The organism is Halorientalis sp. IM1011 (assembly GCF_001989615.1).
In the GTDB taxonomy this organism is placed as follows: domain Archaea; phylum Halobacteriota; class Halobacteria; order Halobacteriales; family Haloarculaceae; genus Halorientalis.
The window spans coordinates 1918296-1943828 of record NZ_CP019067.1 but is presented as its reverse complement, the minus strand read 5'-3'; the positions used below and the strand labels follow the sequence as shown (position 1 = coordinate 1943828).

26 protein-coding genes are annotated in these 25533 nt (G+C 67.9%); 12 read left to right on the top strand and 14 right to left on the bottom strand.

The annotated features are described in order from the left end of the window. Window positions 1–27: 27 nt before the first annotated feature. On the bottom strand, window positions 28–924 hold the full coding sequence (locus BV210_RS09845) for an EamA family transporter (RefSeq protein WP_077206500.1): 897 nt from the start codon (window positions 922–924) through the stop codon (window positions 28–30). Window positions 925–1037: 113 nt separating this feature from the next. Here BV210_RS09845 and hjc point away from each other — a divergent pair, with 113 nt between their 5' ends. Further along, complete coding sequence (gene hjc / locus BV210_RS09840) at window positions 1038–1574, top strand: Holliday junction resolvase Hjc (protein ID WP_077206499.1); 537 nt, start codon at window positions 1038–1040, stop codon at window positions 1572–1574. A 62-nt stretch (window positions 1575–1636) separates the two neighbouring features. Here hjc and BV210_RS09835 read toward each other — a convergent pair whose 3' ends face one another. Further along, window positions 1637–2239 carry an SWIM zinc finger family protein gene (locus tag BV210_RS09835; RefSeq protein ID WP_077206498.1) on the bottom strand — a complete coding sequence of 201 codons (603 nt, stop codon included), beginning with the start codon at window positions 2237–2239 and terminating at the stop codon, window positions 1637–1639. 202 nt (window positions 2240–2441) lie between these two features. Between BV210_RS09835 and BV210_RS09830 the strand changes: the two genes are divergently transcribed. Beyond that, window positions 2442–2651: a hypothetical protein gene (locus BV210_RS09830; RefSeq protein ID WP_077206497.1), complete on the top strand. Its 210-nt coding sequence runs from the start codon at window positions 2442–2444 to the stop codon at window positions 2649–2651. Between the two features lie 78 nt (window positions 2652–2729). Here BV210_RS09830 and priL read toward each other — a convergent pair whose 3' ends face one another. The 4 genes from priL to BV210_RS09810 all read right to left on the bottom strand — a co-directional run bounded on the left by priL (window position 2730) and on the right by BV210_RS09810 (window position 7179). Continuing rightward, the gene (gene priL / locus BV210_RS09825) at window positions 2730–3821 is read right to left on the bottom strand and encodes a DNA primase regulatory subunit PriL (protein ID WP_077206496.1); all 1092 of its coding nucleotides are present in this window, start codon (window positions 3819–3821) and stop codon (window positions 2730–2732) included. A 52-nt stretch (window positions 3822–3873) separates the two neighbouring features. Then, window positions 3874–4482 (bottom strand): hypothetical protein, encoded by a 609-nt coding sequence (locus tag BV210_RS09820; protein ID WP_077206495.1) that lies wholly within the window; start codon window positions 4480–4482, stop codon window positions 3874–3876. A gap of 58 nt (window positions 4483–4540) precedes the next feature. Further along, entirely contained in the window at window positions 4541–6370 is a 1830-nt protein-coding gene (locus BV210_RS09815) for a formate/nitrite transporter family protein (RefSeq protein ID WP_077206494.1), read from the bottom strand. 65 nt (window positions 6371–6435) lie between these two features. Next, a complete protein-coding gene (locus BV210_RS09810; protein WP_077206493.1) occupies window positions 6436–7179 on the bottom strand; it encodes a DNA polymerase sliding clamp in 744 nt (247 codons plus the stop codon). Between the two features lie 206 nt (window positions 7180–7385). On the opposite strand from BV210_RS09810, the gene BV210_RS09805 reads away from it, so the two are divergent. Beyond that, window positions 7386–7994 (top strand): hypothetical protein, encoded by a 609-nt coding sequence (locus BV210_RS09805; RefSeq protein WP_077206492.1) that lies wholly within the window; start codon window positions 7386–7388, stop codon window positions 7992–7994. Between the two features lie 60 nt (window positions 7995–8054). Next, entirely contained in the window at window positions 8055–8813 is a 759-nt protein-coding gene (locus BV210_RS09800; RefSeq protein WP_077206491.1) for a 23S rRNA (uridine(2552)-2'-O)-methyltransferase, read from the top strand. On the opposite strand, the gene BV210_RS09795 is transcribed toward BV210_RS09800, so the two are convergent. The 4 genes from BV210_RS09795 to BV210_RS09780 all read right to left on the bottom strand — a co-directional run bounded on the left by BV210_RS09795 (window position 8814) and on the right by BV210_RS09780 (window position 12404). Further along, window positions 8814–9533, bottom strand: coding sequence for a queuosine precursor transporter (locus BV210_RS09795; protein ID WP_077206490.1), 720 nt, complete (start codon window positions 9531–9533; stop codon window positions 8814–8816). Continuing rightward, the gene (locus tag BV210_RS09790; protein ID WP_077206489.1) at window positions 9526–9699 is read right to left on the bottom strand and encodes a ribbon-helix-helix domain-containing protein; all 174 of its coding nucleotides are present in this window, start codon (window positions 9697–9699) and stop codon (window positions 9526–9528) included. Before BV210_RS09790 ends, BV210_RS09795 begins: the two co-directional genes overlap by 8 nt. Before the next feature lie 57 nt (window positions 9700–9756). After that, a complete protein-coding gene (locus BV210_RS09785; protein ID WP_157525957.1) occupies window positions 9757–10095 on the bottom strand; it encodes a HalOD1 output domain-containing protein in 339 nt (112 codons plus the stop codon). An 86-nt stretch (window positions 10096–10181) separates the two neighbouring features. After that, complete coding sequence (locus BV210_RS09780; protein ID WP_077206488.1) at window positions 10182–12404, bottom strand: twin-arginine translocase subunit TatC; 2223 nt, start codon at window positions 12402–12404, stop codon at window positions 10182–10184. 109 nt (window positions 12405–12513) lie between these two features. Between BV210_RS09780 and BV210_RS20820 the strand changes: the two genes are divergently transcribed. The 3 genes from BV210_RS20820 (at window position 12514) to BV210_RS09765 (ending at window position 14866) form a co-directional block, all read left to right on the top strand. Next, on the top strand, window positions 12514–13842 hold the full coding sequence (locus BV210_RS20820; protein WP_077206487.1) for a twin-arginine translocase subunit TatC: 1329 nt from the start codon (window positions 12514–12516) through the stop codon (window positions 13840–13842). A 43-nt stretch (window positions 13843–13885) separates the two neighbouring features. Continuing rightward, window positions 13886–14524, top strand: a complete 639-nt coding sequence (locus BV210_RS09770; RefSeq protein WP_077206486.1) for a histidine phosphatase family protein — start codon at window positions 13886–13888, stop codon at window positions 14522–14524. A 96-nt stretch (window positions 14525–14620) separates the two neighbouring features. Continuing rightward, window positions 14621–14866, top strand: a complete 246-nt coding sequence (locus BV210_RS09765; RefSeq protein WP_077206485.1) for a hypothetical protein — start codon at window positions 14621–14623, stop codon at window positions 14864–14866. A gap of 56 nt (window positions 14867–14922) precedes the next feature. Here the strand turns inward: BV210_RS09765 and larE are convergent, their stop codons facing one another. Then, the gene (larE, locus tag BV210_RS09760) at window positions 14923–15816 is read right to left on the bottom strand and encodes an ATP-dependent sacrificial sulfur transferase LarE (RefSeq protein ID WP_077206484.1); all 894 of its coding nucleotides are present in this window, start codon (window positions 15814–15816) and stop codon (window positions 14923–14925) included. A 112-nt stretch (window positions 15817–15928) separates the two neighbouring features. On the opposite strand from larE, the gene BV210_RS09755 reads away from it, so the two are divergent. Further along, complete coding sequence (locus tag BV210_RS09755) at window positions 15929–17959, top strand: helix-hairpin-helix domain-containing protein (RefSeq protein WP_077206483.1); 2031 nt, start codon at window positions 15929–15931, stop codon at window positions 17957–17959. A 295-nt stretch (window positions 17960–18254) separates the two neighbouring features. On the opposite strand, the gene BV210_RS09750 is transcribed toward BV210_RS09755, so the two are convergent. Next, window positions 18255–18686, bottom strand: coding sequence for a hypothetical protein (locus BV210_RS09750; RefSeq protein WP_077206482.1), 432 nt, complete (start codon window positions 18684–18686; stop codon window positions 18255–18257). Between the two features lie 107 nt (window positions 18687–18793). Between BV210_RS09750 and BV210_RS19850 the strand changes: the two genes are divergently transcribed. From BV210_RS19850 to BV210_RS09740, 3 genes are all read left to right on the top strand, one after another. Next, complete coding sequence (locus BV210_RS19850; protein WP_157525955.1) at window positions 18794–18970, top strand: hypothetical protein; 177 nt, start codon at window positions 18794–18796, stop codon at window positions 18968–18970. Between the two features lie 166 nt (window positions 18971–19136). Further along, complete coding sequence (locus tag BV210_RS09745; protein ID WP_077206481.1) at window positions 19137–20564, top strand: PAS domain-containing sensor histidine kinase; 1428 nt, start codon at window positions 19137–19139, stop codon at window positions 20562–20564. 44 nt (window positions 20565–20608) lie between these two features. Next, entirely contained in the window at window positions 20609–21745 is a 1137-nt protein-coding gene (locus tag BV210_RS09740) for an ORC1-type DNA replication protein (protein ID WP_077208029.1), read from the top strand. 19 nt (window positions 21746–21764) lie between these two features. Here the strand turns inward: BV210_RS09740 and BV210_RS09735 are convergent, their stop codons facing one another. Further along, complete coding sequence (locus BV210_RS09735; RefSeq protein ID WP_157525953.1) at window positions 21765–22979, bottom strand: hypothetical protein; 1215 nt, start codon at window positions 22977–22979, stop codon at window positions 21765–21767. A gap of 211 nt (window positions 22980–23190) precedes the next feature. Between BV210_RS09735 and BV210_RS09730 the strand changes: the two genes are divergently transcribed. Continuing rightward, entirely contained in the window at window positions 23191–24810 is a 1620-nt protein-coding gene (locus BV210_RS09730) for a hydroxymethylglutaryl-CoA reductase (protein WP_084802611.1), read from the top strand. 3 nt (window positions 24811–24813) lie between these two features. Here BV210_RS09730 and BV210_RS09725 read toward each other — a convergent pair whose 3' ends face one another. Then, complete coding sequence (locus BV210_RS09725) at window positions 24814–25512, bottom strand: SDR family NAD(P)-dependent oxidoreductase (RefSeq protein ID WP_077206479.1); 699 nt, start codon at window positions 25510–25512, stop codon at window positions 24814–24816. Window positions 25513–25533 lie beyond the last annotated feature (21 nt).

The following is a 25533-nucleotide window of genomic DNA, read 5'->3' as shown; positions in this document are numbered from 1 at the left end:
ACCGCTCGCGCCGTCGATCCGGGTGTCTCACACCGTCACGAGCACGGCTCCGACGACGACCAGCAGCGCGCCGACGACCACGCCACGGGTCACGCGCTCCACGTCCCGCAGGAGCACGGCGGCGAAGACGGTGGTGAACAGGGGTGCCGTCGCGGCCAGCGAGTCGACGATAGCGACCCGGCCCGCCTCCATCGAGAGCGCCGTGAAGAAAGAGAGCAGGGCGACCGCCGTGACGAGGCCGCTGCCCGTGAAGTACGCGTAGGACTCGCGGGGCGTGTCGAGGGCATCGGTGCCGGTCGTGGCGAGAGCGTAGGCCGCGAGCGCCACGAGTGCCGCGGTCTCGTTGATCGTGACGGCCTGCAGGGGGGTCGCGGCAGTGTCCCCGAAGCCGTAGCGCCGCAGGACGTTCCCCGCCCCGAACACCGCCGCCGCGCTCACCGGGAACAGCACGTCCCGGGGCCGCCAGCCGGATACGTCGCCGCCCTTCGAGTAGGTCAGGACGACCAGCCCACCGACGAGGACGACGATCCCGACCCCAGTGAGCGGGCCGAGGGGTTCACCGAGGAAGCCCAGCGCGAGCAGGGTCGCAAAGAGCGGGCGCGTGCTGATCCCGGCGCTGTTGATGCTCGCGCCGACCCGCGCGACGCCCGCGAACACGAGGATCCGCCCCATCGCGGTCCCGAACAGGCCTGCGACGGCGAAGACCGCGACGAGATCGAGCGTCAGCCCAGAGAGCGGGTCGGGCCAGGACGTCACCAGCAGCGCCAGCCAGTACAGGACGGTGTCGACGACCACGACGACGATGGCGGCCTGGATCGCCGTCCCGCCGGCGTCCATCCCGCGCTTGTCGAAGATGGGGCCAAAGCCCCAGAGGAGCGCGGGCAACAGCGCCAGCGCGTACACGGCGAGCGGCGTTCCCGTCACCGACGGCTCACTCCGGTCACGCCGACCACTCGGAGCGGCCGCCTCAAGTGGCTTCCGTTCAGTTCCACCCCGCTCCCGTGGTGCTTTTACCCCCACCCGGCCAAGCCGGTAGCATGTCCTCGAATCGGAAAGGCGACCGCCGTGAGCGCGAACTCGTCAACGCCCTCGACGAGTCCGGGTTCGCGGTGATGCGCGCCCCCGCCAGCGGGAGCGCCACCGAGCGAGAGCTCCCGGACGTGCTCGCGGGTGACGGCGAGGCCTTCTACGCCATCGAGGCCAAATCCTCCTCGGGCGACCCCATCTACCTCGACGGCGAAGAGATCGAAGCCCTGCTCTACTTCGCCCAGAACTTCGGCGCGAAACCGCGCGTCGGCGTCCGCTTCGACCGTGAAGACTGGTACTTCTTCCACCCCGGCGACCTCTACACGACCGACGGCGGCAACTATCGGGTCAAGAAAGACAAGGCGCTCGCCGACGGCACCGACTTCGCGGAATTCGTCGGCGACACGCAGAAGGTCACGCTCGAAGAGGCCGCACGGGCGGCCGACGACGAGAGCGAGGACGAACCGGACGACGAGGCCGTCCGAGATATCCTGACGGCGTTCGATCGGGGCGACATCTCGGTCGAGGACGCCGTCGAGATGCTCTAATCGACGAGTTCTGCGTCCTTGGGAGCGGAGCGACCGAGGGCTCGATTGACGAGTCCGACGAGTCAATCGGCGTCCTCGACCTGCCGGAGCCGCGAGTAGGGGAACGCGTACACCCGGGGGTCGTCGTTTCGCAGCTGGTCGCCCAGATAGACCGCCTCGACCACGACGTCGTCGGCGGGATACCCCTCGTTGGTGTCGTGTGCGGCCACGCTCGCCCCGGTTGCCTCGATCACGTACTCGTCCGCGCGGTCGGGGTGGACCCGGCGGACGACGAGTGTATCGGCGGTCTCGCGGTCGACGGCCACGTCGCCGTCGTCGAGCCGGCAGTCGTCACACAGCGGGACCGCGTCGGTCTCGGGGACGAACGACTCGTGGCCGCAGACGGCGCAGTCGGCCCGTCGCTGGCCCGGCGCGGGGAGCCGGCCCTGCGTGATCTCGATGGCGACTCGGCGGCGGTGTTTGCAGTTCGTCCCCCGGAAGTGGTAGTCGGGGCAGGTACAGCGGTGGCCGGGCACGTCGACGGTGTAGGTGTCGTGGTCGGTGTCGACGCGGTAACAGCCGCCGCCGAGCGGTGTGACGGCCATCGGTTCGGTCCAGGCGCGAACGGTCCGCTCGTCACAGTCCCGGAGGTCGGGCGCGAGCGGGGTCTTGGAAGCTCGTGACATCGGCGATCGAAGACGCTGCTGGGTTCCACTGCGTCCGTTCGAAGGGAGGGGCCCGAGCTACCTAAGTCGCACGGCCGGAACGACCCGAACACCGGACTCACAGGCCCCAGAGACACTGTCTTCGGGAGTTTGGAGAGGGACCAATTCGGCCGTCGCCGGCCGCATCGAAGCCCTTTTGCTCGGGCCGATGAAAGCCGCGCATATGAATATCGAGCGGGAGACGGTCGTCGAAGCGGGCGTCTCGTTCGCAGCGGTACTCGTCTTCATCGCGACCGTCGTCGCCGTCGGCATGACGTACGGAACCGACGGTGGGAATCTCTCCGGAACCGGTGGCCTCGCCGTACTCGGCGCTGTCGGGTTGTTCATCGTCGTCATGACACTGGTCGGCTACTGGCTCTCCTTCAGGGAGTAACTCGGCGTCTGAACGGCTCGGCCGAACGCGATCACGCCGTTTCTTCGCCTTCGTTCTCGCCTTTCGGAGACGACTCCGTCACTCCGCTTCCTCGCCCTCGCCTTCCCTCCAGTCCACCAGTTCATCCTCGTCGGCCTCCTCGAGCCGGTGTTCGTAGTAGTTCAGCGGGTGTGACTCGTTGATCACGTCCTCGCAGATGTCGTCTTTGTTGACGCAGTCGCCGTAGGACTGCATCGTCGCACACGCCGGCGCGGAGTACTCCGTCGGGCTGGTGTCCCCGCGGATGTGGTCGACCTGATAGCGCGTCGCCTCCTCGCCGAAGCCGGGGTTGACCTGGAACAGGTCGACGATCTCGTCGGTGGTCATCCCGATGCTCGTCAGGAAGGCGGCGATGGCGAAGCGGGAGTGGTGTTCGAGATGCTCGCCCTTCTGCACCTTGTCGAGCAGGTGGCGCATACAGGGCGGGAACAGGTCCGGGACGACCGTGTCGATGTCCCGGGTGAGGTCCAGATCGGCCAGCACCTCCCGGACGCGCTCGGCTTCCTCTTCCAGTTCCGTCCCGATAGCGTCGGGCACGGAGAGGGGGAGACCGTCCTCGACGCGACGGCGGACGGCCTGCCGGACGATCAACAGGAGTTCGTCCTCGTCGACCGGGACCCGGCCGTCCGCGAGCGGGCGGTTGACCAGTCGCCACTCGTCACCCCACTGGCCGGCCGTGTGTTCGAGGTACGCGCCGACGTCGACGTGATACTCGCCGTCTCCCTCCCCGCCGATCTCGTGGACGCTCCCCGCGAGGTCGAACTCGGCGAGCAGGTCGTCCAGATCCAGTCGCTCGGTGCGGGTGCTCTGGAACTCCGCCGTCGCGGTCAGTTCCTCGGAGAAGCGGTCGTACGCCGTGGCCGCCTCCGCCTGCGCGTAGCGGCGCAACAGGATGTGTTCGTCGACCAGCGAGACCAGTACTCTGGCGACTGGATAGGAGAGTAACTCGACGCGGGTGCGCCGGTGTGGCTCGCCGACGGTCCCCTCGGTGATGGCCCACTCGACGCGCTCCAGACCGCGCTCGACCGCCGCGGAGTCGCTGGCCACGAGTTCGGCCAGATCGACGCCGGCGGTCTCGACCGCCTCGCGGGCGGCCGCCAGGAACGGGTAGCGGGCGTGGAGCGCCTTCATCGACACTTCGGTTGCCACCGGGTCCGAATAAACCCGACGGTCCGATCAGCGGCTACCGCTCGTGCCGGCGCTCGATTTCCGTGACGACGTCTTCCGCCCCGCCGTCCGCCATCTTCGAGCGGTACTCCTGCAGTTCGGCGGGCGTCACCTCGACGCGGCGGGTCTCCCCGCCCTTCTCGATTTCGAGCGTGACGGTGCCGTGGGGGTCGTTGCGCCGCCGGAAGTTCGCGACGGCGACGAAGACGTACCAGAGGGCGACGAACGCGCCGAGGAAGTAGACGACGGCCGTCTCGAAGACCAGCGGATCGGCGGCGTAGAACCAGCGTGCCGGGTACGCGACCGAGAACAGGTAGACGCCCGCGACGGCGACGAGCGAACCAGCGACCACGCCGAGTTGCTGGCGACGCTTCGACGGCAACACGGCGACGACCCCGAGCAGGACGGCCGGCCCGCCCAGTCCGGCGAGCACGCCACCCATGTGTTTGGCGGCGATGCCGTCGGTAGCCCCGAGGAGGTCCCCCAGTGGGGTCGTCACGACGAGGAGAGCGGCGACGAGCGCGAGTGCGCCCGACAGCGACACCGCCGCGCCCAGCGCGATCCGGCGCGGATCACGCTTCCCGCGGTCCCGTCGGTCGGTGTAGGCCTCCGAGAGGCTCGGCATACCACAGTATGGTCGCTCCTCCTACAAAACGATGCGTCAGACGCGCGTGTGACGGGCGTTATCGGCGGCCGAACAGCCGGTTGAGGAGCCCGCCGCCCTTGCGCTCGGTCAGCAGCACCGACACGTCCACGTCGTCGACCACGTCCATGTGCAGCGCGTCCGCGACGAGTCGCGTGAGGATGCCGCGTTCGGTCGCACCCATGATCACGAGCGACGAGTCGGCGGCCGCGTTCTCGATGGCCGTCTCCACGTCGCCGGAGTCGTCGACGGTCATCGTCGCGTCGGCGAGGTCCTGCTCGGCGGCCCAGTCGGCGAGGAACTCCTCGCCGGCCTCGCGCTCTTCGGGCCCGTCGACGACGTGGAGTAACTCCACCGACGCCCCCGAGACGTTCTGGAGGATCCTGGCAACCGAGGCGCTCAACTCACAGTTCGGCCCGCCGTCGGTCGGCAGGAGGACCTTCGAGACGTCGAGCCCGCGGTCCTTGAGGATGAGGAAGTCGCTGGGGAGCCGGCGGGTGAGGTCGTTCAGCGACCGGTCCGAGCGGGCCGCCGTCCAGAGACGGTCGTCGCTCCAGCCCATCACCACGGTGTCGGCGTTCTTGCGCCGGACGATGTCGAAGATCTCCTCGAACGAGCGGTGGGAGACGACCGTCGAGGTCTCGAACCCCACGTCGTAGCCCGCCGCAGTGTCGTGAAGGGGTTCGAGGAGGGCCTCGGACTCGTCGATGATCCGCCGCCGGTTCGACCCGGCGTACCCCCGCGTCGGGCGATCAGGTTTCTGGATGACGTGGACGGCGTGGACCGTCGCAGTCTCGTGGTCACGGGCGAGCATGCAGGCCAGTTCCACGAGGTGGGTCTCGGTCCGCGGGTTGGCGATGGGGACGATCACGCGGTGGTGGTCGCCGTTCCCGGCGGCGTGTTCGGCCGTGTCGATCAGCGGGACGTACGAGCGGCCGACGAAGCCGCCGAACAGCCACTCCCGGATCGAGAGCTGACGGGTCGCGCCCTCGAACCGGGCCGACTCAAGTCGCGTCTCGGTCGTCTGGAAGTAGTTGACGATCGTCACCAGCACGACGCCGCCGACGGTGTTGCCCAGCAGGACCGGGAGGACGAACTCGACCATCCCGGTCAAGAAGGCGAGTTCGCCGAGCAAGACGAGATACACCATCTCGGTAAAGGAGACCACGGAGTGATAGAGGCCACCCAGCGGGATGGCGAGGAAGGCCAGGTAGATGACCACGAGTCGCGAGATGGTGTCGCGGGCGGCGTACTCCACCCAGACGACGCCGGCGACGATGAGGCCCGCGAACGCGGCCTTGGAGAACAGCGACCACCACGCCGTCGCGAGCCCCTTCTCGGCGAGGTAGGTCGCCGCCGTCGCCGCCTCGGGCGAGAGGACGCCGCCGAACACCAGCGCGACAGCCCCCAGCGCGCCCCCGGCGAAGTTGCCCGCCAGCACGACGGTCCAGTTGCGCAGGAGCGCGGGGATCGACGCCAGTCGCTCCAGCGTCAGCGCCACCGGCGGCAGCGTGTTCTCGGTGTATAGCTGATAGCCGCCGATGATGATGTAGATGAACCCGAGCGGGTAGAGCATCACGCTCAACACCGTGTCCCCGCCGGTCGAGGCCGTCAGGGAGGCATAGAGGAGGAACGTGATGGTGATGGCGAACCCGCCGGCCAGCGCGCTGAAGAACAGTTCGCGGCTCCCGGCGGTGATCTCCTCGTCGGCCGCCGCGATGATGCGCTGGAACACCTCGTCCGTCGAGAAGCGGTCGCGGACGACCCGGCCGACCGCCGGCGCGCCGCTCCGGGACCGCTCGACGGCCTCACGGACCGATTCCTCGGGGTCGGGGTCGGGCGCTTGCGGCCCGTCGTCGGGTTCAGCCATGACAGGTCAGTACTCGGAAAGAAGGCGGGCCAACGTGACCAAAAGAACTGTGGTAGACGGTGGGGTCAATCGCTCTGGATGCGCGGCGCGAGCATGTAGGTCACTTTGCCGTCACCCTCCGCGAAGTCGAAGTGCATCTTGACCGGGAACTCCTCGCCGAGTTCCATCTCGATCTCGGCGTCTTTCGGGATCGCCTTGTTCATGTCCTTGAGGTAATCGAGCGAGAACAGCGAACGGGCGTCGCCGGCGACGAGGTCGATGAGGTCGTCCCGACCGAGTTCGAAGTGAACGTCGTCGGTGTCACCCTCGGCGTCGACGTAGAACACCTCGTCGTCCGCGTTGACCCCGAGCGCGATGTGATCGCTCACCATGTCGGCGGCGGTGACCGCGCGGTCGATGTCGTTCCCTTCGAGGACGACCGTCGCGGGCAGGTCCAGGTCGGGGAGGTCGGGTTCCTGTCGGATCGAGTCGGGATCGATCAGCGCCAGGGTCCCCTCCAGTCCGTCGATCTGGACGTGGAGTTTCCGGGTCTCCTCGTCGAGTTCCAGGTGGATGAGCTGGCCCGAATCGGCCATGCCGGCGAACTCCTCGAGTCGCGAGAGGTTGACACCGATGATCCCGCCGTCGGTCTCGTAGGACTCGAAGGCCGCGGCGTCGAGTCGCAGGTCGACCATCCCGACGTTGGCCGGATCGACCGCCCGGATCTCGATGCCTTCGTCCGTGAGGTGGATCTTGCACTCGTCCACCAGGACGCTCACGGAGTCGAGCGTCGCCCGGAGCGTGTCCGCACTCACGATGGCGTTGAACATCTTGACCCGGGCTACGCCCCCATCTCTTAAAAAGTCCCGTCTTTCCGTTCCCCGCGACCGGTTCGAGCGGGAACGGGGCGGACGGTGGCCGATCGGGTGAGGATCTTGGCCACTCGGTGCGGACTGGCTGTCGATCGGCGACGGTCGCCGGCCGACTACTCGTGCAGAAACGAAGGCTTAGGCCTCGCAGTGGCGGAACGGAGACGATGGCACGACACACGGAACCCGACTCGGCGGTCGCACGTCGGACCGTCCTCGCGGGACTGGGATCGGCGGTGGGGACGCTCGCGGCGACCGATCCAGTCGTCGGCCAGCAGGACGGCATCACCGCACGTGCGCTCGTCCCGTCCGTCGAGGGAATCCAGGCCGAGAACCTGCCGGGGTATTTCGTCCACGTCGATCCGGACCCGAACCCGGTCGAGGCTTCGTTCGGTGACGAGTGTGCGTTCGCGGACTGGCCGGCCGACGAGACCGTGGGCTACCAGATCCTGCTGATCGACCGCAAAGACGACGACCACTACTCGATGGAGATGCGGCTGTACGTCCCGGACGACCGCTCGGTTCCCGGCGGTACCCTGTACGTCGTCAACGGCGTCACCCAGTGTGCAGGGGAGTACGTCGGGGTCGAACTCGAACGGATGGCCGCCGACACCTCCGTCCTCGGCGAGGTCGCGGGCGGAGGGGGGGTCGATACCCCCGACGATCAGGGAGAGACGACACAGACCGCGGCCGACGGCGGTGGCTTCGGTACCCTCGCGGCGCTGGCGGGACTCGCGGGCGCTGGCGCGCTCGCCCGCTGGCGCGACGGGGAGTGACCGAACGGCTCGCCGGAACGACACCCGTAAACCCCTCCGTGGGCTATCCTCGACAATCAGATGACACGCAAAGACGAGTACTACAACCGGGCCAAACAGGAGGGGTACCGCTCCCGGTCGGCCTACAAGCTGAAACAGATCGACCGGACGGCGAACCTCCTCCACGAGGGCGCGACCGTCGTGGACCTCGGGGCCGCCCCCGGCGGCTGGCTCCAGGTCGCCACACAGGAAGTCGGCGACGCCGGGACCGTGGTCGGCGTCGACCGCCAGCGGATCGACTCCCTCGACGGCGTCGAGACAGTGCGGGGCGACATGACCGAGGAGTCGACGAAAGACGAGGTTCGCGAGATCGTCGGGGAGGCGGACGTGGTCGTCTCGGACATGGCTCCGAACATGACCGGCGAGTACGACCTCGATCACGCCCGCTCGGTCCACCTCGTCCGACAGGCGCTGGAGGTGGCCCTGGATCTGCTCGGTCCGGGCGGTGACTTCGTCGCCAAGGTGTTCGACGGCCAGGACCTCGACGACCTGAAAGCCGACATCGAGCCCGAGTTCGAGTACGTCCGCGAGGTCCGCCCGGATGCATCCCGGGAGTCGTCGTCGGAACTGTTCCTGGTCGCGAAAGGGCGACTCACCGCCCCAGTATCGGAGGGGGAGACGGTGACCGTCGAGATCGTCGACACGGGTCACGAGGGTGACGGCATCGCCAAGGTCGAGGGGTACACGCTGTTCGTCTCGGGAGCCGAGGAGGGCGAGGAACTGGACGTGCGGGTCGACGAGGTCAAACCGAAGTACGCCTTCGCCCAGCCGGCGGAGTAATTACTGGGGCTCGCGCTCGGTCGTCGGGATCGTCGCGTCGCGCGACCGGACGAACCCGACGACGGCGTAGACGAATGGCGTATCGACCAGCGCGATCAGGAGTTTGAGGAGGTACTGGCCGACGATCAGACTGGCGATCACCGGGAGGGGCGGTGCGACGCCGACGCCCAGCAGTTCGGGGATGACGAGAAAGCCCAGCGTGACGAAGATCAGCGTGTCGATCAGCTGGCTGGAGGCCGTCGAGGCGACGTTGCGGAGCCAGAGCGCGTCGCCGTCGGTCGCCTCCCGGAGCCGGTGGAAGACGATCACGTCCCAGTTCTGACTCACGAGGTAGGCCGCGAGACTCGCGATCACGATGTTCGTGCTCGCGCCGAGCACCTGCCGGAACTGCGTGGGGTCGATGCTGGTCGCCGCGGCCGGTGCGAGGATCGTGCTCCAGATCAGTACTAGGAGGACGCCGTTCATCAGGAAGGCCACGTTGACCATCACCTGCGCGGCCCGTTTGCCGTACAGTTCGGCGTAACAGTCCGAGGCGAAGAAGGTGAGGGCGTAGGCCAGCGCCGCACCGGGCAGGATCAGCGTGGCGCCCGTCACCGGCAGCGAGACCGGGATCGAGAAGGCCAGGATCTTCGCGGCCGTCACCTGCGCGGTCACCAGCGCCGTGACGAACAGCGCGATCAGGGCGACCTGGGCGGCCGCCAGCGGTGTGCGCTCACTCATCGTCGAGTCGGCCCTGGCGCTGATCGATCTCGTCCAGCATGTCGAGCGTCTTCCGGATCGAGGCCCGGATCGCCTCACTCCGGTTGACGAACTTCCCGTTCTCGCCGACGTGATCGTCCAGATCCGTCAGCAACTCCTCGGGCACCTCGACGCTTATCTTGGGCATACCGGGATAATACCGGAAGCGTGGCTTACCGGTTTCGGTCGCTCACTCGGATGGCGGTCAGTCCGACGGGAGGCCGTCGGCGATCTTGATGAGCGAGACGTTGCCGTCCTGGTCGAGCGTGATGCGGTAGCCGGCGTAGGAGAACTTCAACTGGGCCTGGGCTTCGGCGGAGGGCGGGTCCTCGTACATCCGTGTGACGAGGTGGTCGATCCGGTCGTAGATCGGTGGGAGTTCGGTCACGTCGATTCCCTCCACCTCGGCGATCAACTGGAGGAGCCGGTAGTCGGCGTCGGCGGGATCGGGTTCGATCCGGCGGTGAACGATCCGGTCGTCGCGGTCGTCTACCTCGGCGCGTTCCGATCGGTCGTCACTGTCGGCCGGGTCGTCGATTACCATGCGACGGAGTTCGTCACGACGCCAAAAGTGTCAATTGTCGTGGTAGTTTCAAACTGGATGCCTGATGCTGGAAGACTACTTGCGGGTTACTCCACGCTGGGCTCCTGTGGCTGTGGGCGGCCCCGGCGGCCACCGAGGGTGATCAGCCAGAGCAGTCCCAGGCCGGCGAGGTACGCCACTGCGGCCGGGATGGCTATCAACAGCATGGTGAACACGCCGCGGGGCGAGACGAACGCTGCGACGGCGAACATCCCGACGACGACCTCCCGCCAGTACTTGCGCTGGGTGTGGTAGGAGGCGACCCCGCCGACGTGGAACAGCGCCATCGAGACGGGCACCTCCATCAGGAGACCGATCCCGACGGTCGTGTAGATGACCAGCCAGCCGAAGTTGTTGATCCGGTAGGCGATCACCATGTTGGCGTTGATGGCGTCGGCGGCCAGCCAGGAGATGATCGACGGCGCGATATAGAGGAAGCCGAGGACGCTCCCGACGATCAGGCCGACGATCAGCGACCCGCCCCAGACCAGCATCACGCGGGCGTCGCCACGGACCCACCCGCGCGCCTTCATCGACGGCCAGGCGTAGTATAGCAAGAGCGGGAGCGTCGTCACGATGGCCAGCAGCGTGGAGAACTTGATCTGGAAGATGAGCGCCTCGACGGGATGGAGGGTGACGATGTCGATGCTCCCGCCGACGCCGGCGGGCACCTGGCCGAAAAAGAGGTTCTTGACCCGTCGGATACCGCCCTGGTAGAGCCAGACGAACGAGCCGCCCATCACGATCATGAACAGGCCGACCAGCCGGAAGGCCTTGGAGGTCAAAGACTCCAGGATGAAGGCGATGTCGTAGTAGTAGCCGCCGATGTCTTCCTCGGTCGTCTCGTCCTCGGTGAAGGCGTCGACCATGCCCGCGGCGGTCGCCGTTGCCGTGCCGGCGTCCGCATCCTCGGCCTCGGCGTCGGTCTCACCCTCGGCCGCCTGCTCGCGGGCTTCGAGCTGTTCTTGCACCTCGTCGTACCGGTCGAGGATCGCTTCGGCCTTCTCCGGCTGGTCGGCGTCCATGGCGGCGCGGGCCTTCGCGACGGCCTCGTCCTCCGAGAGGTCGGCGAAGACCTCCGGGGGAGCCGCTCGCACCCCGCCCGCGTCGAGGGGATCGAGGCTGATCTCCGAGGGGGCGCCGGCGCTGGCCGGTGCCGGGCCGGTGGGCCGCGCCCGGTCGGCCGCACCGAGGGCTCGCGAGAGGGCGAGCAGCAGCGCGACCCCGGTCGCGAAGGCGGCGACGACGACGGCGAGCAGTGCCGCCGCGGCCGTTTCGGGCAGGCCGAGTAGCTGGCCGGCCCCGGCGACCCGGAAGGAGGTCTCGAACGGCATGGCAGCGATGACGCGGTTGGCCGCCGAGACGCCGCCGCGGGTGAAGAAGGCGTAGACGGCGGCCCCGGCGAGGAGGGCCACGCCGGCCAGCACGTTCCAGCGGTCGCGGGCGACGCCCGGCACGTCCACCTCGCTCCCGCTCCGCTTGGCGATGGCGACGATCTTCGTCAGCTGGAGGGAAAAGCCATAGAGGATCAGCAGTGGGATCGCCCACATGATCTGGGTGAACGGTTCGGGCGGGGAGAACAGCGCCCCGAAGACGAAGATGGCCACGACGGCGTGACGCCACTTGTCCCGGAAGGTCTCGTAGGGAACGATGCCCGAGTAGGTCAGCGCGCTCATCACGAGGGGCAACTGGGCCGCTAGCCCGAAGGAGATAGTCAGCAAAAAGACGAACTCGGCCCACTTGACGATGGAGTAGGTCGGCTGGAACCCGACGTTGTAGGCGTTGGTCGCCAGGAAGTCGAACATGATGGGGAAGAAGACGTAGTACCCGTAGGCGACGCCGACGCCGAGCAGGCCGAGCGACATGAGCGCGAGGACGGCGACCTTCCAGCGGGCGACGCGCTCGCCGGGCCAGAGGCCGCGTTCCCGGAGGCCGTCCCGCGAGTACCAGAGAAAGACCGGGAGCGCGAGCAGGATACCGACCACGAGGCCGATCTTCACCTGCAACAGGATGACGTCGAATGGGGTTCGAGCGACGATCTTGGTCGACTCGAACGCCTCGGGATTTTCGGCGGCCAGCCGGGCGAACAGGTCCTCTTTCAGGATCGCCCAGCCGAACTCCCGGAGAGCGTATATCGTCCCCATGAGGCCGAGGACGGCGACGACGAACACCTTCTGGAGGTGTGACTGTGCGGCCGACAGCATCGCACCGATCGTCTGCCGGCCGCTGTCGACGGCTCGGCGGGTGTCCTCGTCGATCGCCCCGGACATTATCGTGCGGTGGTTGCCGACACCCGGTTATCAACCTTTTCGATGCGCGTGGCCGCGTCGGGGCCGGGAAAAGAAAGTTTACAACACCCCACCGGCTAATCCGCCTCACATGAGCGACGGCGAAACGGGGCTCTACTCCGAGATGGACATCGAGAGCCCCGACCGCCCGGAGCCCGATCCGACCCCGGGCGGCGAGCCGCCCGATCACGGGGCCGGAACGGGAACCCCGGGGGCCCCCGACGACGAGGAGATGCCCCTCACCGAGCACATCGAGGAGATGGTTCGCCGACTGGGCATCGTCGTCCTGGCGATGGCCGCCGTCGCCGGCGTCGCCTTCCCCTTCGCCGACCGCCTGATCACCTTCCTGTGGTTCTCCTTCCTCCCGGGCGTGGCCTCCCAGTGCCCGCCACCGGCCGGCGCGACCGCCTCGTCCTGTCCCCGGGTCTACCACCCGCTCTCCCTGATGATCGCCCGGCTGAAGGTGTCGTCGCTGGCCGGGTTCATCGTCGCGCTTCCGGTGTTCGTCTACCAGACGTACCTGTTCATGCGCCCCGGGCTCTACCCCCGCGAACGGAAGTACTACCTCGCGGCGGTCCCGACCAGCCTCGTCCTCGCCGGCGTCGGCGTCGCCTTCGCCTTCTTCCTCGTCCTGCCGGCAATCTTCACCTACTTCCTCTACTACTCTGAGGAGGCGGCAGTCATCGCCTTCGGCCTCTCGGAGACGTTCAACCTGATGGTGATGATGCTCGGTCTGTTCGCCTTCATCTTCCAGATTCCGCTGTTCGTCATGCTCGCGATCATGATGGGCATCACCACCCGCCGGTGGCTCGAAGCCCGCCGGCTCTACTTCTGGGGTGGCTTCCTCACCCTCGCCTTCTTCTTCAGCCCCGACCCGACCGGGATGGCCCCCATTCTGGTCGCGTCGACGATGGTCGTCCTGTTCGAGGGGACGCTGGGCCTGCTCCGCTGGACCGGGACCGACGCCCACACCTCGGCCGTCGAGCAGGTCGCGATGTTGCGCCCGCTCGTCTACACCCTCACCGCGGCCGTCGCCTACGTCGTCAGCCCGGCCCCGATGCCGGCTGGCTACTACGACCGGCTCCCGACCGTCGTGATCGACGGGCTCGCCTCCCTCGGGCTGACCTCGGCCACGCCGATCGTCGTCGGCATCGCCATCATCGCCATCTTCGAGGGTCTCAACCGCCTCGTCCGCCGGGTCACTGCCGACTACCGGGTCCGGAAACTACTGGCGCGTGTCCGGGTCCCGGTCTGGCTCGGTGCGGTCGCCGCCGGCTACCTCGCCAGCCCGGACCCCACGCTGCTCCGGAATCTGGACGTGACCTACCTCTCGACGGTCGAGACGGCCGTCGCCGTCGGCGCGGTCCTGGTCGTCTACGAGGGCGGCCTCGCGCTGTGGCGCTGGCGACGCAGTCGGTAGCGAACCTGCACACTCTTTTCGACCCCCGTCGAACCGCCACGTGATGACGACGGTCGTCGTACTCCGGCACGGCGAGACCGAGTGGAACCGCGAGGGGCGAATCCAGGGGTGGGCCGCGTCGCCGCTGAACGATCGCGGCCGCCAGCAGGCCCGCGCCGCCGGCCGCCACCTCGCGGAGTCGTACGACCTCGACCGAATCGTCGCCTCCGACCTCCGGCGAACCCGCGAGACCACGGCCATGGTTCGCGAGGGCGGCGACTTCCCCGACCCCGAGTTCACGAAAGGCTGGCGCGAGCGCTCCTTCGGCGAGTTTCAGGGACTGACCTACGAACAGGTGTTCGGCGAGTTCCCCGAACACCGCGGCTCGGTCGGGATGCTCGGCCTGGAGAGTCGCCCCGCTGGCGGCGAGAGCCTCCTCGGAGCGCGCGAGCGCGTCCTCGTCGCGTGGGAGGACCTGCTGGAGCAGGCCGGCCCGGACGAGGAGGTGCTGGTGGTGACCCACGGCGGCCCGATCTACGTCCTGCTCGCGCACGTCCGGGGGACCGACCTCCCGACGGCGATCACGACGCTCTCACAGCGCAACTGCGCGGTGAACGAACTCCGGTACGATCACGAGGCCGGCGAGACCGAAGTTTTGCGGGAGAACGAGACCGGGTATCGGGACGTCGAGGCGTTGGAGTGAGTGACGGAGCCGGGTCGGAGCGACAGGTCGGTGATCGAACGGCCGGTTTCCGAGCCGAAGAAGTAAGTGAGACGCTGATCGATTCGGCTACCAACGATGTCCAGTCACGACGAGGAATCCGATCTGTCCAGCGGTATCAGTTCGGAGTCGTTCGCGAGGCTCTTGCTTGCACTGTTTCTCGGGTCGTTAATTCTCGGGTCTGCGTTCGTGTCGGTCGAGTTCACAGTTGCGGCCATCGTCATCGCTCTCCTCGTCGTGATCGCCTTTCAGTTGTGGAACCTGTCTCGGTCAGTGGCGGAACTGAACCGGACGCTCCAATCCAGTGAGGAACGAGGCGAGTAGTTCGGGCAACCCGGGAATTGACGATCGCCTCGTCGTCTGTCCAGTTTCGCCGACGGTCACTCCCCGGTCGGGTAGTCGGCGTCGAACACGTCCTCGACGAGCGGTTCGTCGTCCTCCTCGTCGGGACTCACGCTCCCAGTTTGATACCCGTGCAGGTCCAGCGTCACGTGGTCGAAGCCGAGGTCGCCGATGTGGTCGCGGGCGGCCCGCACGAAGTCGGGGTCGAGGGCCACGTCGAGTTCGTCCTCGGCGATCTCGATGCGGGCGAGGTCGTCGTGGTCGCGCACGCGGAACTGCTCGAAGCCCCACGTCCGCAGCAGGCGCTCGGCCTTCTCGATGCGGGAGAGGCGATCCTCGGTGACTTCGAGTCCCGTGGGGATCCGCGAGGAGAGACAGGCCATCGAGGGTTTGTCGGCGACCGAGAGATCGTACCGGCGGGCGATCTCGCGGACCTCGGGCTTGGTGATGCCGTGTTCGAGCAGGGGCGAGTAGGCGTCGAGTTCCTCGACGGCCCGGAGGCCCGGCCGATGCCCCTCGCCGGTGTCGGAGACGTTGGTGCCGTCACAGACCACGTCGATGTCGAGTTCGAGGGCGTGGTCGTACATCGCCGAGAGGCGCATCGACCGGCAGTGATAGCATCGGTCCTCGCCGTTGGCGACGAACTCGTCGCTGGCGAGTTCCGAGAATTCGACGATGTCGTGGCGGATACCGATCTCGTCGGTCACCCGGTTGGCGTCCTCCAGTTCCTCGGCGGGGAGGGTCTCGCTTTTGGCGGTGCAGGCGACGGCGTCCTCGCCCAGGGCGTCGTGGGCGAGGGCGGCGACGACGCTTGAGTCGACGCCGCCGGAGAAGGCGATCAACACGCCGTCCATCTCGGCCAGGTCGTCGCGGACGGCCGCGATCTTGTCCGAAACCGCGTCCGCGTCGACACTGGTGTCCTCGGCTGCCATGGCCCCGACTTGGCCGTCACGGCGCAAAAGCCCGTTGTCTCGGCTCCGCGGGCGGGGAGTCACCCACGCGACCCGGGAACGCTTTTGGCCCCGGGTTCGGTAGGAGGGGGCGATGGACCTGGAAGCGATTCCCGGGGTCGGCGCGAAGACGGCCGAGCGACTGGCCGAACTCGACGATCCCGAGCGCGCGCTCCGGGAGGGCGACGTGGCCGCCATCGCCCGCGCGCCCGGCATCAGCGCGGGCCGGGCGGCCCGCATCGCTCGCGGTGCGATCCGGCGCGACCACGACGACCCAGGCGGCTTTCTCGGAACCGATCGCGCCCGCGAACTCTACCGCGACGCACTCGGCCTGCTCCAGGAACGGACGGTCACCGACTACGCCGCCCGGCGACTGGAGACGATCTATCCCAGCGCTACCGAATCTCGAATCGAGGAGGTCCGCGCGTTCGCCAGTACGGCGACCGAGCGCGACCCCGATCCCGCGGTGCTGGACGCACTCGCCGACGTAGAGCCACTCGACGAACCCGGCGACGTCCGGATCCGCGACCGCTGTCTGGCGACCGGCGACGCCGAGACCTACGCCCGCGCACAGGAGGCGATCCCGGAGGTCAGCGTCGAACTCGTCGACGACGCCCGCAAGCTCTCGGAACTGGCGCGGGGGTACGCGACCGTGATTGCGCTCGACGAGACGTTCGCGGGCGTCGAACTCGACGGCGACGTGCGCGTCGAACCGGCGGCGTTAGAGAACCCGGCGGAGGTCGTCCCCGAGCGCGTACTGACCTTCTTTGCGCGCAACCGCGACAGCCTGCGGGCGGCGGCCGAGGTCGCCCAGCTGGCAGACATCGACGTGGACTGCGATCTCGACGCGCTGGAGTCGGGCCTCGAACAGCTCGACGACGACGGGGCGGTCCGGGGCGACGAGGAACTCGACCGGCTCTCGACGGCCGTCGACGATCTGGACGCCGCGGTCTCGACCGCCGAGTCCGTCGCCAACGACCGCCTCCGCGAGGCCATCGAGGAGCGGGACGTGACCATCGAGGGCGCGGACCTCCTGACGCTGGTCGAGCGCGGCGCGGGCGTCGACTCACTGTTGAGTCGGGAACTGGCCGACGAGTACGCCGACGCCGTCGCGGCCGCCCGCGACCACCTCGTGGACGCGTTGCAGTTGCGCGACACCGAGAGCATCGCCCGGCAGGCCTTCCCGGACGACCCCACGTTTCCCGTCGAGCGCGACGAGAACGTCGTCGCCCGCCTCCGAGAAGAGTTGACCGCGGCCCGCGACCGGCGGGCGACCCGGCGCAAGCGGGAACTCGCGGGCGAACTGGCCGACGCGCGGCCGGCCGCCGAGGAACTGGTCGACGCCGCGCTGGATCTGGACGTGGAACTCGCTATCGCACGCTTCGCCCGGGAGTTCGACTGCACGATGCCGACCCTCTCCGACGAGGCGGGCTTTCGGATCGAGGGCGGGCGCTCACCGCTGCTGGACGTGCCCTTCGAGGCCGTCGAACCCGTCGAGTACGGCGTCGACGGCGTGACGCTTCTGTCGGGCGTCAACAGCGGTGGGAAGACCTCGACGCTGGATCTGGTGGCACTCGTCGTGATCCTCGCGCACATGGGGTTACCGGTGCCCGCCGAGGAGGCCCGCGTCGGCCGACTGGCCGAGTTGCACTACCACGCCAAGACGCAGGGGACGCTGGACGCGGGGGCCTTCGAGTCCACGCTCCGGGAGTTCGGCGGGCTGGTGACCGGCGTCGGTGACGAGCGGAGCGACGGGGGAGACGGCGACGAGTCGCCCGCACCGGCCCGCAAGCTCGTGCTCGTGGACGAACTGGAGTCGATCACGGAGCCGGGCGCGAGCGCGAAGATCATGGCCGGAATTCTGGAGGCGCTGGACGAGCGGGGCGCGACGGCCGTGTTCGTCTCTCACCTCGCGCGGGAGATCCGGGCGGCCGCCGACTTCGACGTGCAGGTCGACGGGATTCAGGCCGTCGGGCTGGAGGACGGGGAGCTTCGGGTGAACCGGTCGCCGGTCAAGGGTGAGCTGGCGCGGTCGACGCCGGAGTTGATCGTCGAGAAACTGGCCGAGGACGGGGAGGAGCGGTCGAAAGCGTTCTATCGGCGGTTGTTGGCGAAGTTCGAATAGGGAGGCGCGACCGCAGGGAGCGCCTCCAAAATGCGAACGGCGACCGCAGGGAGCCGTGAGCAGGGCGGTTCGACCGGCGAGGGATCGAAGATCCCTCGTGCAGCCGGCGCTACGCGCCGGCGACGCAGGGAGGACCGCCGAACGTGCGAGCGGGGAACGGAGTGACCCGCGAGCAGCGAGGGCGACCGCAGGGAGCGCCTCCAAAATGCGAACGGCGACCGCGAGACTCGACTGGAAGGAGAGTCTCGACACGCGAACGGCCGAAGCCCGTGAGCGGAGTGGAGCGGCCCGTAGCTCAGATCAGGTGGATACACGCGCCGAGTTCGAAGTCCAGGACGACGGTGAAGATGGCGCCGACGAGGACGGGGAAAAAGGCGCCGGCGGTCACCTGGAGCGCGCCGATCATGGCGCGTCGGCCCTGTCGCTGACGGTCGGCGCGGGTCGAGCCGAGATGGTCGAACGCCGACGTCGCCTTGATCGCCCCCGCCACGACGTGGAACACAGCGAGGGCGGCGATGGCGAAGGTGACGAGGTCGCCGATACCGAGCTGGCACGCGACCGTTCCGACCTGACCGGCAGCGCTCGCACTCGCGGTCCCGGTGAGCACAGGTATCGCACTCGCGATCGAGATCGGCCGCGCGGCCGCGGTCGCCCGACAGCGATCGACGACCGCCGCGGTGACGACCGCGAGAGCCGACCCGAGAGACAGTGCCGCGAGCCAGTACATCCAGATTCCCCCACGTCCCCCCGGACGTGTTGGCAGGTGCTTCCGACCTCGTCGTGTTAACTCTTTTTCAATCCCGGCGTGGCCGCGAGTTGTTTCCGTGCCCGTCCGTGGACTGGCTGTACACCTTCGAGCGGGAGGGTGTCCACGACTTCACGTGCCCGCCACACGAGACCTACGGCATGGTCGATCGGATCGTCGTCGGTTCGGCGAACCGGCCGGGCGCGAACCCCGTGGGCGAGCCACCGGGCGGCCAACGTGCGCGGTCGCCGCCGCGACAGTGCTGAGCGCCGACGTGATGGGCCCCGAGAACGTCGTCGAGCAAGAGAGCGTCGCCTGGAGCGAGATTCCGGACGAAGCCAAACAGCTGCAGGGCCGAGTCGACTCGAAGCGGAGGGTCGGGAGCCGACCTGTCCCAAAACGTCATGTGTTGGATCTCCATAGTACGTGGGAATGGCTGGGCAGGTCGACTACCGCGCACTCTTCGAGAACGCGGTCGACGCTCTCGTGGTCTTCGACCCCGACACGGGGGGCATCGTCGACGCGAACGAGCGGTACTGTGAACTGGTGGGCTACGACGAGACGGAACTGGACGAAGTGACGCTGTCGGACGTGACGGCTGACGGCTGGGAGTGGCCTGCGGATCGGGAAACGCTCGTCGAACGGGCACGCGAAGACGGATCGACGACGGTCGAGTGGCGAAAACGGCACAGCGACGGGACCCACTTCTGGACCGAGGTGGCGCTGTCGATCGTCGACACGGCCGATGGCGAGATCGGGCTCGCCCGGACCCGCGACATCTCGGATCTCAAGGACTCGAAACGGGAAGCCACGCTCTACGAGACCATCGTCGAGAACGTCAGCGACGGCGTGTACGTCTTCGACACCGACGGGACCATCGAGTACGTCAACCCGCGGATCACCGAGGTGACCGGAATCGACCGAGAGCGCTGGCTCGGGAACACAGCGCGGGTCTTCGCCGAGGAGAGCGTGTCCGGCCCGGAGCCGGTCGAACAGTTCGAGCGGGCCTTCGAGGCGTTCGTCGAGAGTGGCGACGACCGGACGCAACTCGATCTGGAGTCGCCGAACGGAATCTTCGGCGTGATCGAGGTCCGGCTGTCGGCGGTCCGGTTCGACGGCGAGTTGCGGAAGGTGATCGGGACGGTCCGGGACATCTCCGAGCGGGTCGAACACCAGCGACAGCTGGCCGAGCGGACCGAACAGCTGGAGGTCCTCAACCGCGTCGTGCGCCACGACATCCGCAACGACATGACCGTCGTGCTGGCGTGGCTGGAGGCGCTCGAAGCCCACGTCGGCGAGGACGGTCGGGACGCACTGGAGCGGATCGCGCGAGCCAGCGAGCACGTCGTCGAACTCACCGAGATTGCGCGCGATCACGTCGACGTGGTCGTCGGCGACGGCGAGATCGAACCCGAGCCGACCGACCTCGCCGACACCCTCGGGACGGAGATCGAGAAGCACCGCGAGTCCTATCCGCACGCGACCGTCGAGATCGAGGGCGAGTTGCCCGACACCCGGGTCGCTGCCGACGGCATGCTCCCCTCGGTGTTCCGGAATTTGCTGAACAACGCGGTCCAGCACAACGACGGCCAGTCGCCGACCGTCACTGTCTCGGCCGAGCGCGACGCCGAGGTGGTCCGTGTCCGCGTGGCCGACGACGGCCCCGGCGTCCCCGACGGGCAGAAAGAGACGATCTTCGGGAAAGACGAGAAGGGGCTGGAGAGTCCGGGGTCGGGGATCGGCCTCTATCTCGTCTACAGTCTCGTCGACAGCTACGGCGGATCGGTGTGGGTCGAGGACCGGGCCGACGACGAGTCCGGGGCCGTGTTCGTCGTCGAGTTGCCCGTAACTGGGACGTGAGTGCTGGCGAAACACTAAGTGCGACGGGGAGCGTGGTGAAACTGATGACCGACGACCCCGAGGAGGGGATGCTCTCGTGGGACGAGTCGGTGTTTCGAGACGAGCACGTCTTCGAGATCGACTACCTGCCCGAGACGTTCCACCACCGCGACTCGCAGATGGAGAGCCTGAAGTACGCCCTCCGGCCGGCGGTCCGGGGCTCGCGGCCGCTGAACGTCGTCGCCCGCGGCCCGCCCGGGACCGGGAAGACGACGGCGATCCAGAAACTGTTCACCGAACTCCGGGCCGAGACCACCGACGTGCGAGCGGTCCGGGTCAACTGCCAGGTCAACGGCACCCGCTACTCCGTCTTCTCCAGACTGTTCGAGGGGATCTTCGACTACGAACCGCCCTCCTCGGGCATCTCCTTCAAGCGGCTGTTCGAGCAGGTGACCGACCGCCTGGTCGACGACGAGGAGGTCCTCGTGGTGGCCCTAGACGACGTGAACTACCTCTTCTACGAGAACGAGGCCTCCGATACGCTGTACTCGCTTCTGCGCGCCCACGAGGAACACGCCGGCGCGAAGATCGGCGTCATCTGTATCTCCTCGGATCTGGATCTGGACGTGATCGAGGAACTCGACGGGCGCGTCCAGTCGGTGTTCCGCCCCGAGGAGGTCTACTTCCCCAAATACGACGAGAGCGAGATCGTCGACATCCTGAACGAACGCGTCGACCGCGGCTTCCACGACGGCGTGATCTCGCCCAGAGAACTCGACCGGGTGGCCGAACTCACCGCCGAGTCCAACGGTGACCTGCGGGTCGGGATCGATCTGCTCCGCCGGGCTGGGCTGAACGCCGAGATGCGCGCCTCGACGGAGGTCAGCGTCGAGGACGTCGAAGAGGCCTACGACAAATCGAAGTTCGTCCACCTCTCGCGGGCGCTACAGGGGCTCTCGGACAGCGAGGCCGCCCTCGTCGCGGTGATCGCCGAACACTCCGGCGAACAGGCCGGCGACGTCTACGACACCTTCAACGACCGGACCGATCTGGGCTACACCCGGTACTCGGAGATCATCAACAAACTCGATCGGTTGGGGATCATCGACGCCACCTACACCGACGTGGACGGCCGGGGTCGCTCGCGGGAGCTGACGCTGAACTACGACGCCGACGCCGTGCTCGACCGACTGGAAACGTAGCCGGCTCGGCCGGCGGGGGCTAGTCGCCCGTGCGGAGCCGGCGGGTGAGGAAGGTCGACACGCCGTCGAAGTACCGGGTGCCCCAGAGCGCGACCGCCAGTCCGCCGAGGCCGTCGAACAGCAGGTCGAGCACCACGTCCGAGAGGCCGTACTGGGCCAGCACCGGTTCGCCGCCCAGCAGCGTGGAGAGTCCGCCCGTCGCGAACTCCATGACCTCCCAGAGGACGCCGAAGGCGAGGACGATCAGCACGGTACAGAGGACCCGGAACTCCGAGGGGAAGGCGACGGACGTGGAGTAGCGATCCAGCGCCTCGACGGTGGCGTAGCCGAGACCGGCGACCAGCGCGGCCGAGAGGACGTGGGTCACCTGGTCGTACCAGCCGAACATCTCGTAGGGGCCGAGCGACCCGACGGCGTGGAGGAAGGCGGCGGTCGTGAGCCAGAAGGTCAGCCCGGCCGCGAGCGGGCGGTCGTACCGCCAGCGGACCGCGGCCGGGGCCAGCGTCACGGCGAGCGCCATGGCCGTGTTGAACACGAGGGCGAACCGTCCGGTGACCAGTCCGCCCGCGACGATCAGCAGGAGGACGGCCCGCATGCCGTGGACGGGATAGCGGAGCCGCGACTCCGAGACCGGAACCACGTCGCGGTCCGGCGGTCGCCGACGGTCGCCGTCGGGGCCGTCCAGACCGTCGTGGTACCGGTGGATGTACGCCCAGAAGACCAGCCCTCCGACGACACCCACGGCCGTCGCGAGGACCAGATCCCACATCAGGTCGGCCGTATCGGCCAGCATCGACGTGCCGAGAAACAGGTCCGACGTATACTCCAGAATCCCCCAGACGGCGGCCAGCGCTGCGGTCGTGATCGCGACGAAGGGGACGGAGAACCAGCCGGTCAACTCGACGCGGGTGAACACGTCGATCTCGACGGCGATGACGAGCGCGAGCGCCGCCGTCGCCCCGTATCCGGCGAACGCCTCTGTCACACCGACGACGCGGAGGACGACGAGCGCGGCCAGCACCGCCAGCACCTCCGCGGGCAGCATCCGGAGCGGATCGCGTCCCCAGACCGCCGGCAACACCGTGACGGTAGCGCTCGACAGCCCGAACACGGCCCAGAGAACGTCGCCCTGGGCGAGACTCCAGCCGGCAGTGGCGGCGAGGGCGGCGACAGCCGTCCAGCCCAGCGCGGCGTTGACGCGTTCGTCACGGACGAGCGTCTGGAGCGTCGTCACTCCCGAACCTTCGGTCGCCGGACGGATAGCCGTCGTGACGGGACGGTTGCCGGTTGCCTCCGGGTCGGTCCGGAGCCTCGCTGGTTCGGTCCCCACGACTTCCCCACCCGGATGCGTTCGGGGTATTTTACGTGTCAGTGCGTAAATCTTCGGTCATTCATTAGGTGTTTGGAAAATTTTAATCCCGACATTTCTGGAATAATTGAGCACCATGGTCGTCCCGAAGCCCGACAGCGGCATACTGAACAGGCTCTACGCGAACCTCGTCGGCGGAAACGGCGTCGTTTCGCTCGACGTACCCGAGAAGGTGTTGAAGCGGCTCTACACCTACGGGAGTCTCACGAACACCGACGAGGGGGTGCGCTTCGAGGTGAAAAACAGGCTGCAGGACGCCGAGTTCGGCGGCGTCGAGCGCCTGACGATCAACGGGGACGAGGTACTCCCCGGTGACGTGACCCTCGAAACCTCGGAGGGGGAGACCTACGCGCTGACGGAGGTCGACGAGGACAGTTCCATCGGGTTCCCGGTCGGGCGCACGGTGTACGTCACCGTCGCGGACCTGGAGTTGCCGACCGGCGACCACGAAATCGAGATCGACTTCGTGGCCCATCCGTTCGGCTCGCTGTCGCTGTCGGTCACGGATACCATCCGCGACGAGGAGACGATTCCGAGCGTCCCCCGTGACGAGACCGACAACTACAGCGAGGACGCCATCGCCGAGCGCCACGAGTACGTCGCCGAGCAGACCGACACCGACCTCGACCACATCGCGGAGTACTCCGTCGATCCGGGGGAACTGGAGGGCAACATCGAGAACTTCGTCGGCGTGGCCCAGATGCCGATGGGACTGGCCGGCCCGCTCAAGGTCGAGGGCGAACACGCCGAGGGCGAGTACCCGATCCCACTGGCGACCACCGAGGGCACCCTCGTGGCCTCCTACAGTCGCGGGATGAAGGCGCTGAACCTCGCGGGCGGCGTGAAGACCACCGTCGTCGACGACCGGATGAACCGCGCGCCCGTCTTCGTCTTCGAGGACGCCCGTACCGCCCGTGACTTCCGGGACTGGGTGTTCGATCACTACGACACGGTCAAGGCGAAAGCCGAAGAGACCTCCAGCGTCGCCGAACTGGTCGAGATCGAAGATTACCTCACCAACAACCTCGCCTTCCTCCGGTTCGACTTCAAGACCGGGGACGCCGCCGGGCAGAACATGGTCGGGAAGGCCACCTTCGCGGCCTGTAACTGGATCCTCAGCGAGTTCCCCGGCTACGTCGAGAACTTCTATCTGGAGGGGAACTTCGCGACGGACAAGAAACACTCGCAGGTCAACGACATGATGACCCGCGGCAAGCGGGTGACGGCGGAGGCCACCATCCCCGAGGAGGTGTTCACCCACCATCTCGGGGCCGACCCGGAGAGTCTGGTCCATCACGGAGAGGTCGCCAACCTCGGGTCGATGCTGGCCGGGGCGAACACGAACGGCGCGCACCCGGCCAACGGGCTGGCGGCGCTGTACATCGCCACGGGACAGGACGAGGCCAACGTCGCCGAATCGTCCGCCGCGCTGGTCAACGCGACCCTGCTGGAGGACGACTCGGTCCACGTCTCGGTCACCATCCCGTCGCTCATCGTCGCGACCTACGGCGGCGGGACGGGCCTGCCGACCCAGAAGGAAGCCCTGGGGATGCTGGACTGTGACGGTGCGGGCAACGTCAACAAGTTCGCCGAGATCGCCGCCGGCGTCGTGCTGGCTGGGGAACTGTCACTGGCCTCGGCCATCTCGGCCTCGGACTGGGTGACCAGTCACGAGGAACTCGGCCGGAACCGGTAACTCTCAGAAATCTTCCGTGTGGGGGCGCAGGTCGAGTTCCAGCGTCCACGCCGACTCGTCCTGTTCGACGAGGTGCCAGTAGCTGTCGGCGATGGCGTCGGGATCGAGGTAGTCCTCGTCGTTCTCGACATCGCGGTCGGGCGGCAGGATCCCGCCGTCGAGGACGACGTGAGCGACGTGGATCCCCTCGGGACCGAGTTCGCGGGCCATCGATTCGGCCAGCCCCCGGTTGGCGAACTTCGCGGCGGAGAACCCGACCGCGCCCTCCCGGCCGCGGACAGAGGTCGTCGCACCGGTGAAGATGACGGTCCCGCCTCCAGTTTCTCGCATATCCCCGACGGCTTCCTGCGAGCAGTGGAGCGCAGCCTTCGGGCCGACCGCGAGCGCGCGGTCGAACGACTCGGTCGAGATATCCGTGAGGCCGTCCCACGACGCGGCGCTGGCGTGGTTGACGAGGACGTCGACGGGACCGAACGCGTCGCGGACGCCCTCGAACCCGGCGGCGATCTCGTCGGGGTCGGTCAGATCGGTCGGGACCGCCAGTCCCGCACCGGCGGTCCCATCGAGGTCGGCGGCGAGGTCGTCGAGGTACGACGCAGAGCGGGCGAACAGGCCGACCCGGCAACCTTCGGCGGCGAACCGACGGGCGATCGACTCGCCGAGACCGGGGCCGACGCCGGCTATCACGACAGTACATGCCATGCCACGGTGTACGACCGGGGC

What these genes read in the sequence shown, in the direction of transcription:
- hjc (WP_077206499.1), top strand. Translation starts at nt 1,038, where the DNA reads ATGTCCTCGAATCGGAAAGGCGACCGCCGTGAGCGCGAACTCGTCAAC.
- BV210_RS09835 (WP_077206498.1), bottom strand. Translation starts at nt 2,239, where the DNA reads ATGTCACGAGCTTCCAAGACCCCGCTCGCGCCCGACCTCCGGGACTGT.
- BV210_RS09830 (WP_077206497.1), top strand. Translation starts at nt 2,442, where the DNA reads ATGAATATCGAGCGGGAGACGGTCGTCGAAGCGGGCGTCTCGTTCGCA.
- priL (WP_077206496.1), bottom strand. Translation starts at nt 3,821, where the DNA reads ATGAAGGCGCTCCACGCCCGCTACCCGTTCCTGGCGGCCGCCCGCGAG.
- BV210_RS09820 (WP_077206495.1), bottom strand. Translation starts at nt 4,482, where the DNA reads ATGCCGAGCCTCTCGGAGGCCTACACCGACCGACGGGACCGCGGGAAG.
- BV210_RS09815 (WP_077206494.1), bottom strand. Translation starts at nt 6,370, where the DNA reads ATGGCTGAACCCGACGACGGGCCGCAAGCGCCCGACCCCGACCCCGAG.
- BV210_RS09810 (WP_077206493.1), bottom strand. Translation starts at nt 7,179, where the DNA reads ATGTTCAACGCCATCGTGAGTGCGGACACGCTCCGGGCGACGCTCGAC.
- BV210_RS09805 (WP_077206492.1), top strand. Translation starts at nt 7,386, where the DNA reads ATGGCACGACACACGGAACCCGACTCGGCGGTCGCACGTCGGACCGTC.
- BV210_RS09800 (WP_077206491.1), top strand. Translation starts at nt 8,055, where the DNA reads ATGACACGCAAAGACGAGTACTACAACCGGGCCAAACAGGAGGGGTAC.
- BV210_RS09795 (WP_077206490.1), bottom strand. Translation starts at nt 9,533, where the DNA reads ATGAGTGAGCGCACACCGCTGGCGGCCGCCCAGGTCGCCCTGATCGCG.
- BV210_RS09790 (WP_077206489.1), bottom strand. Translation starts at nt 9,699, where the DNA reads ATGCCCAAGATAAGCGTCGAGGTGCCCGAGGAGTTGCTGACGGATCTG.
- BV210_RS09785 (WP_157525957.1), bottom strand. Translation starts at nt 10,095, where the DNA reads ATGGTAATCGACGACCCGGCCGACAGTGACGACCGATCGGAACGCGCC.
- BV210_RS09780 (WP_077206488.1), bottom strand. Translation starts at nt 12,404, where the DNA reads ATGTCCGGGGCGATCGACGAGGACACCCGCCGAGCCGTCGACAGCGGC.
- BV210_RS20820 (WP_077206487.1), top strand. Translation starts at nt 12,514, where the DNA reads ATGAGCGACGGCGAAACGGGGCTCTACTCCGAGATGGACATCGAGAGC.
- BV210_RS09770 (WP_077206486.1), top strand. Translation starts at nt 13,886, where the DNA reads ATGACGACGGTCGTCGTACTCCGGCACGGCGAGACCGAGTGGAACCGC.
- BV210_RS09765 (WP_077206485.1), top strand. Translation starts at nt 14,621, where the DNA reads ATGTCCAGTCACGACGAGGAATCCGATCTGTCCAGCGGTATCAGTTCG.
- larE (WP_077206484.1), bottom strand. Translation starts at nt 15,816, where the DNA reads ATGGCAGCCGAGGACACCAGTGTCGACGCGGACGCGGTTTCGGACAAG.
- BV210_RS09755 (WP_077206483.1), top strand. Translation starts at nt 15,929, where the DNA reads ATGGACCTGGAAGCGATTCCCGGGGTCGGCGCGAAGACGGCCGAGCGA.
- BV210_RS09750 (WP_077206482.1), bottom strand. Translation starts at nt 18,686, where the DNA reads ATGTACTGGCTCGCGGCACTGTCTCTCGGGTCGGCTCTCGCGGTCGTC.
- BV210_RS09745 (WP_077206481.1), top strand. Translation starts at nt 19,137, where the DNA reads ATGGCTGGGCAGGTCGACTACCGCGCACTCTTCGAGAACGCGGTCGAC.
- BV210_RS09740 (WP_077208029.1), top strand. Translation starts at nt 20,609, where the DNA reads ATGACCGACGACCCCGAGGAGGGGATGCTCTCGTGGGACGAGTCGGTG.
- BV210_RS09730 (WP_084802611.1), top strand. Translation starts at nt 23,191, where the DNA reads ATGGTCGTCCCGAAGCCCGACAGCGGCATACTGAACAGGCTCTACGCG.
- BV210_RS09725 (WP_077206479.1), bottom strand. Translation starts at nt 25,512, where the DNA reads ATGGCATGTACTGTCGTGATAGCCGGCGTCGGCCCCGGTCTCGGCGAG.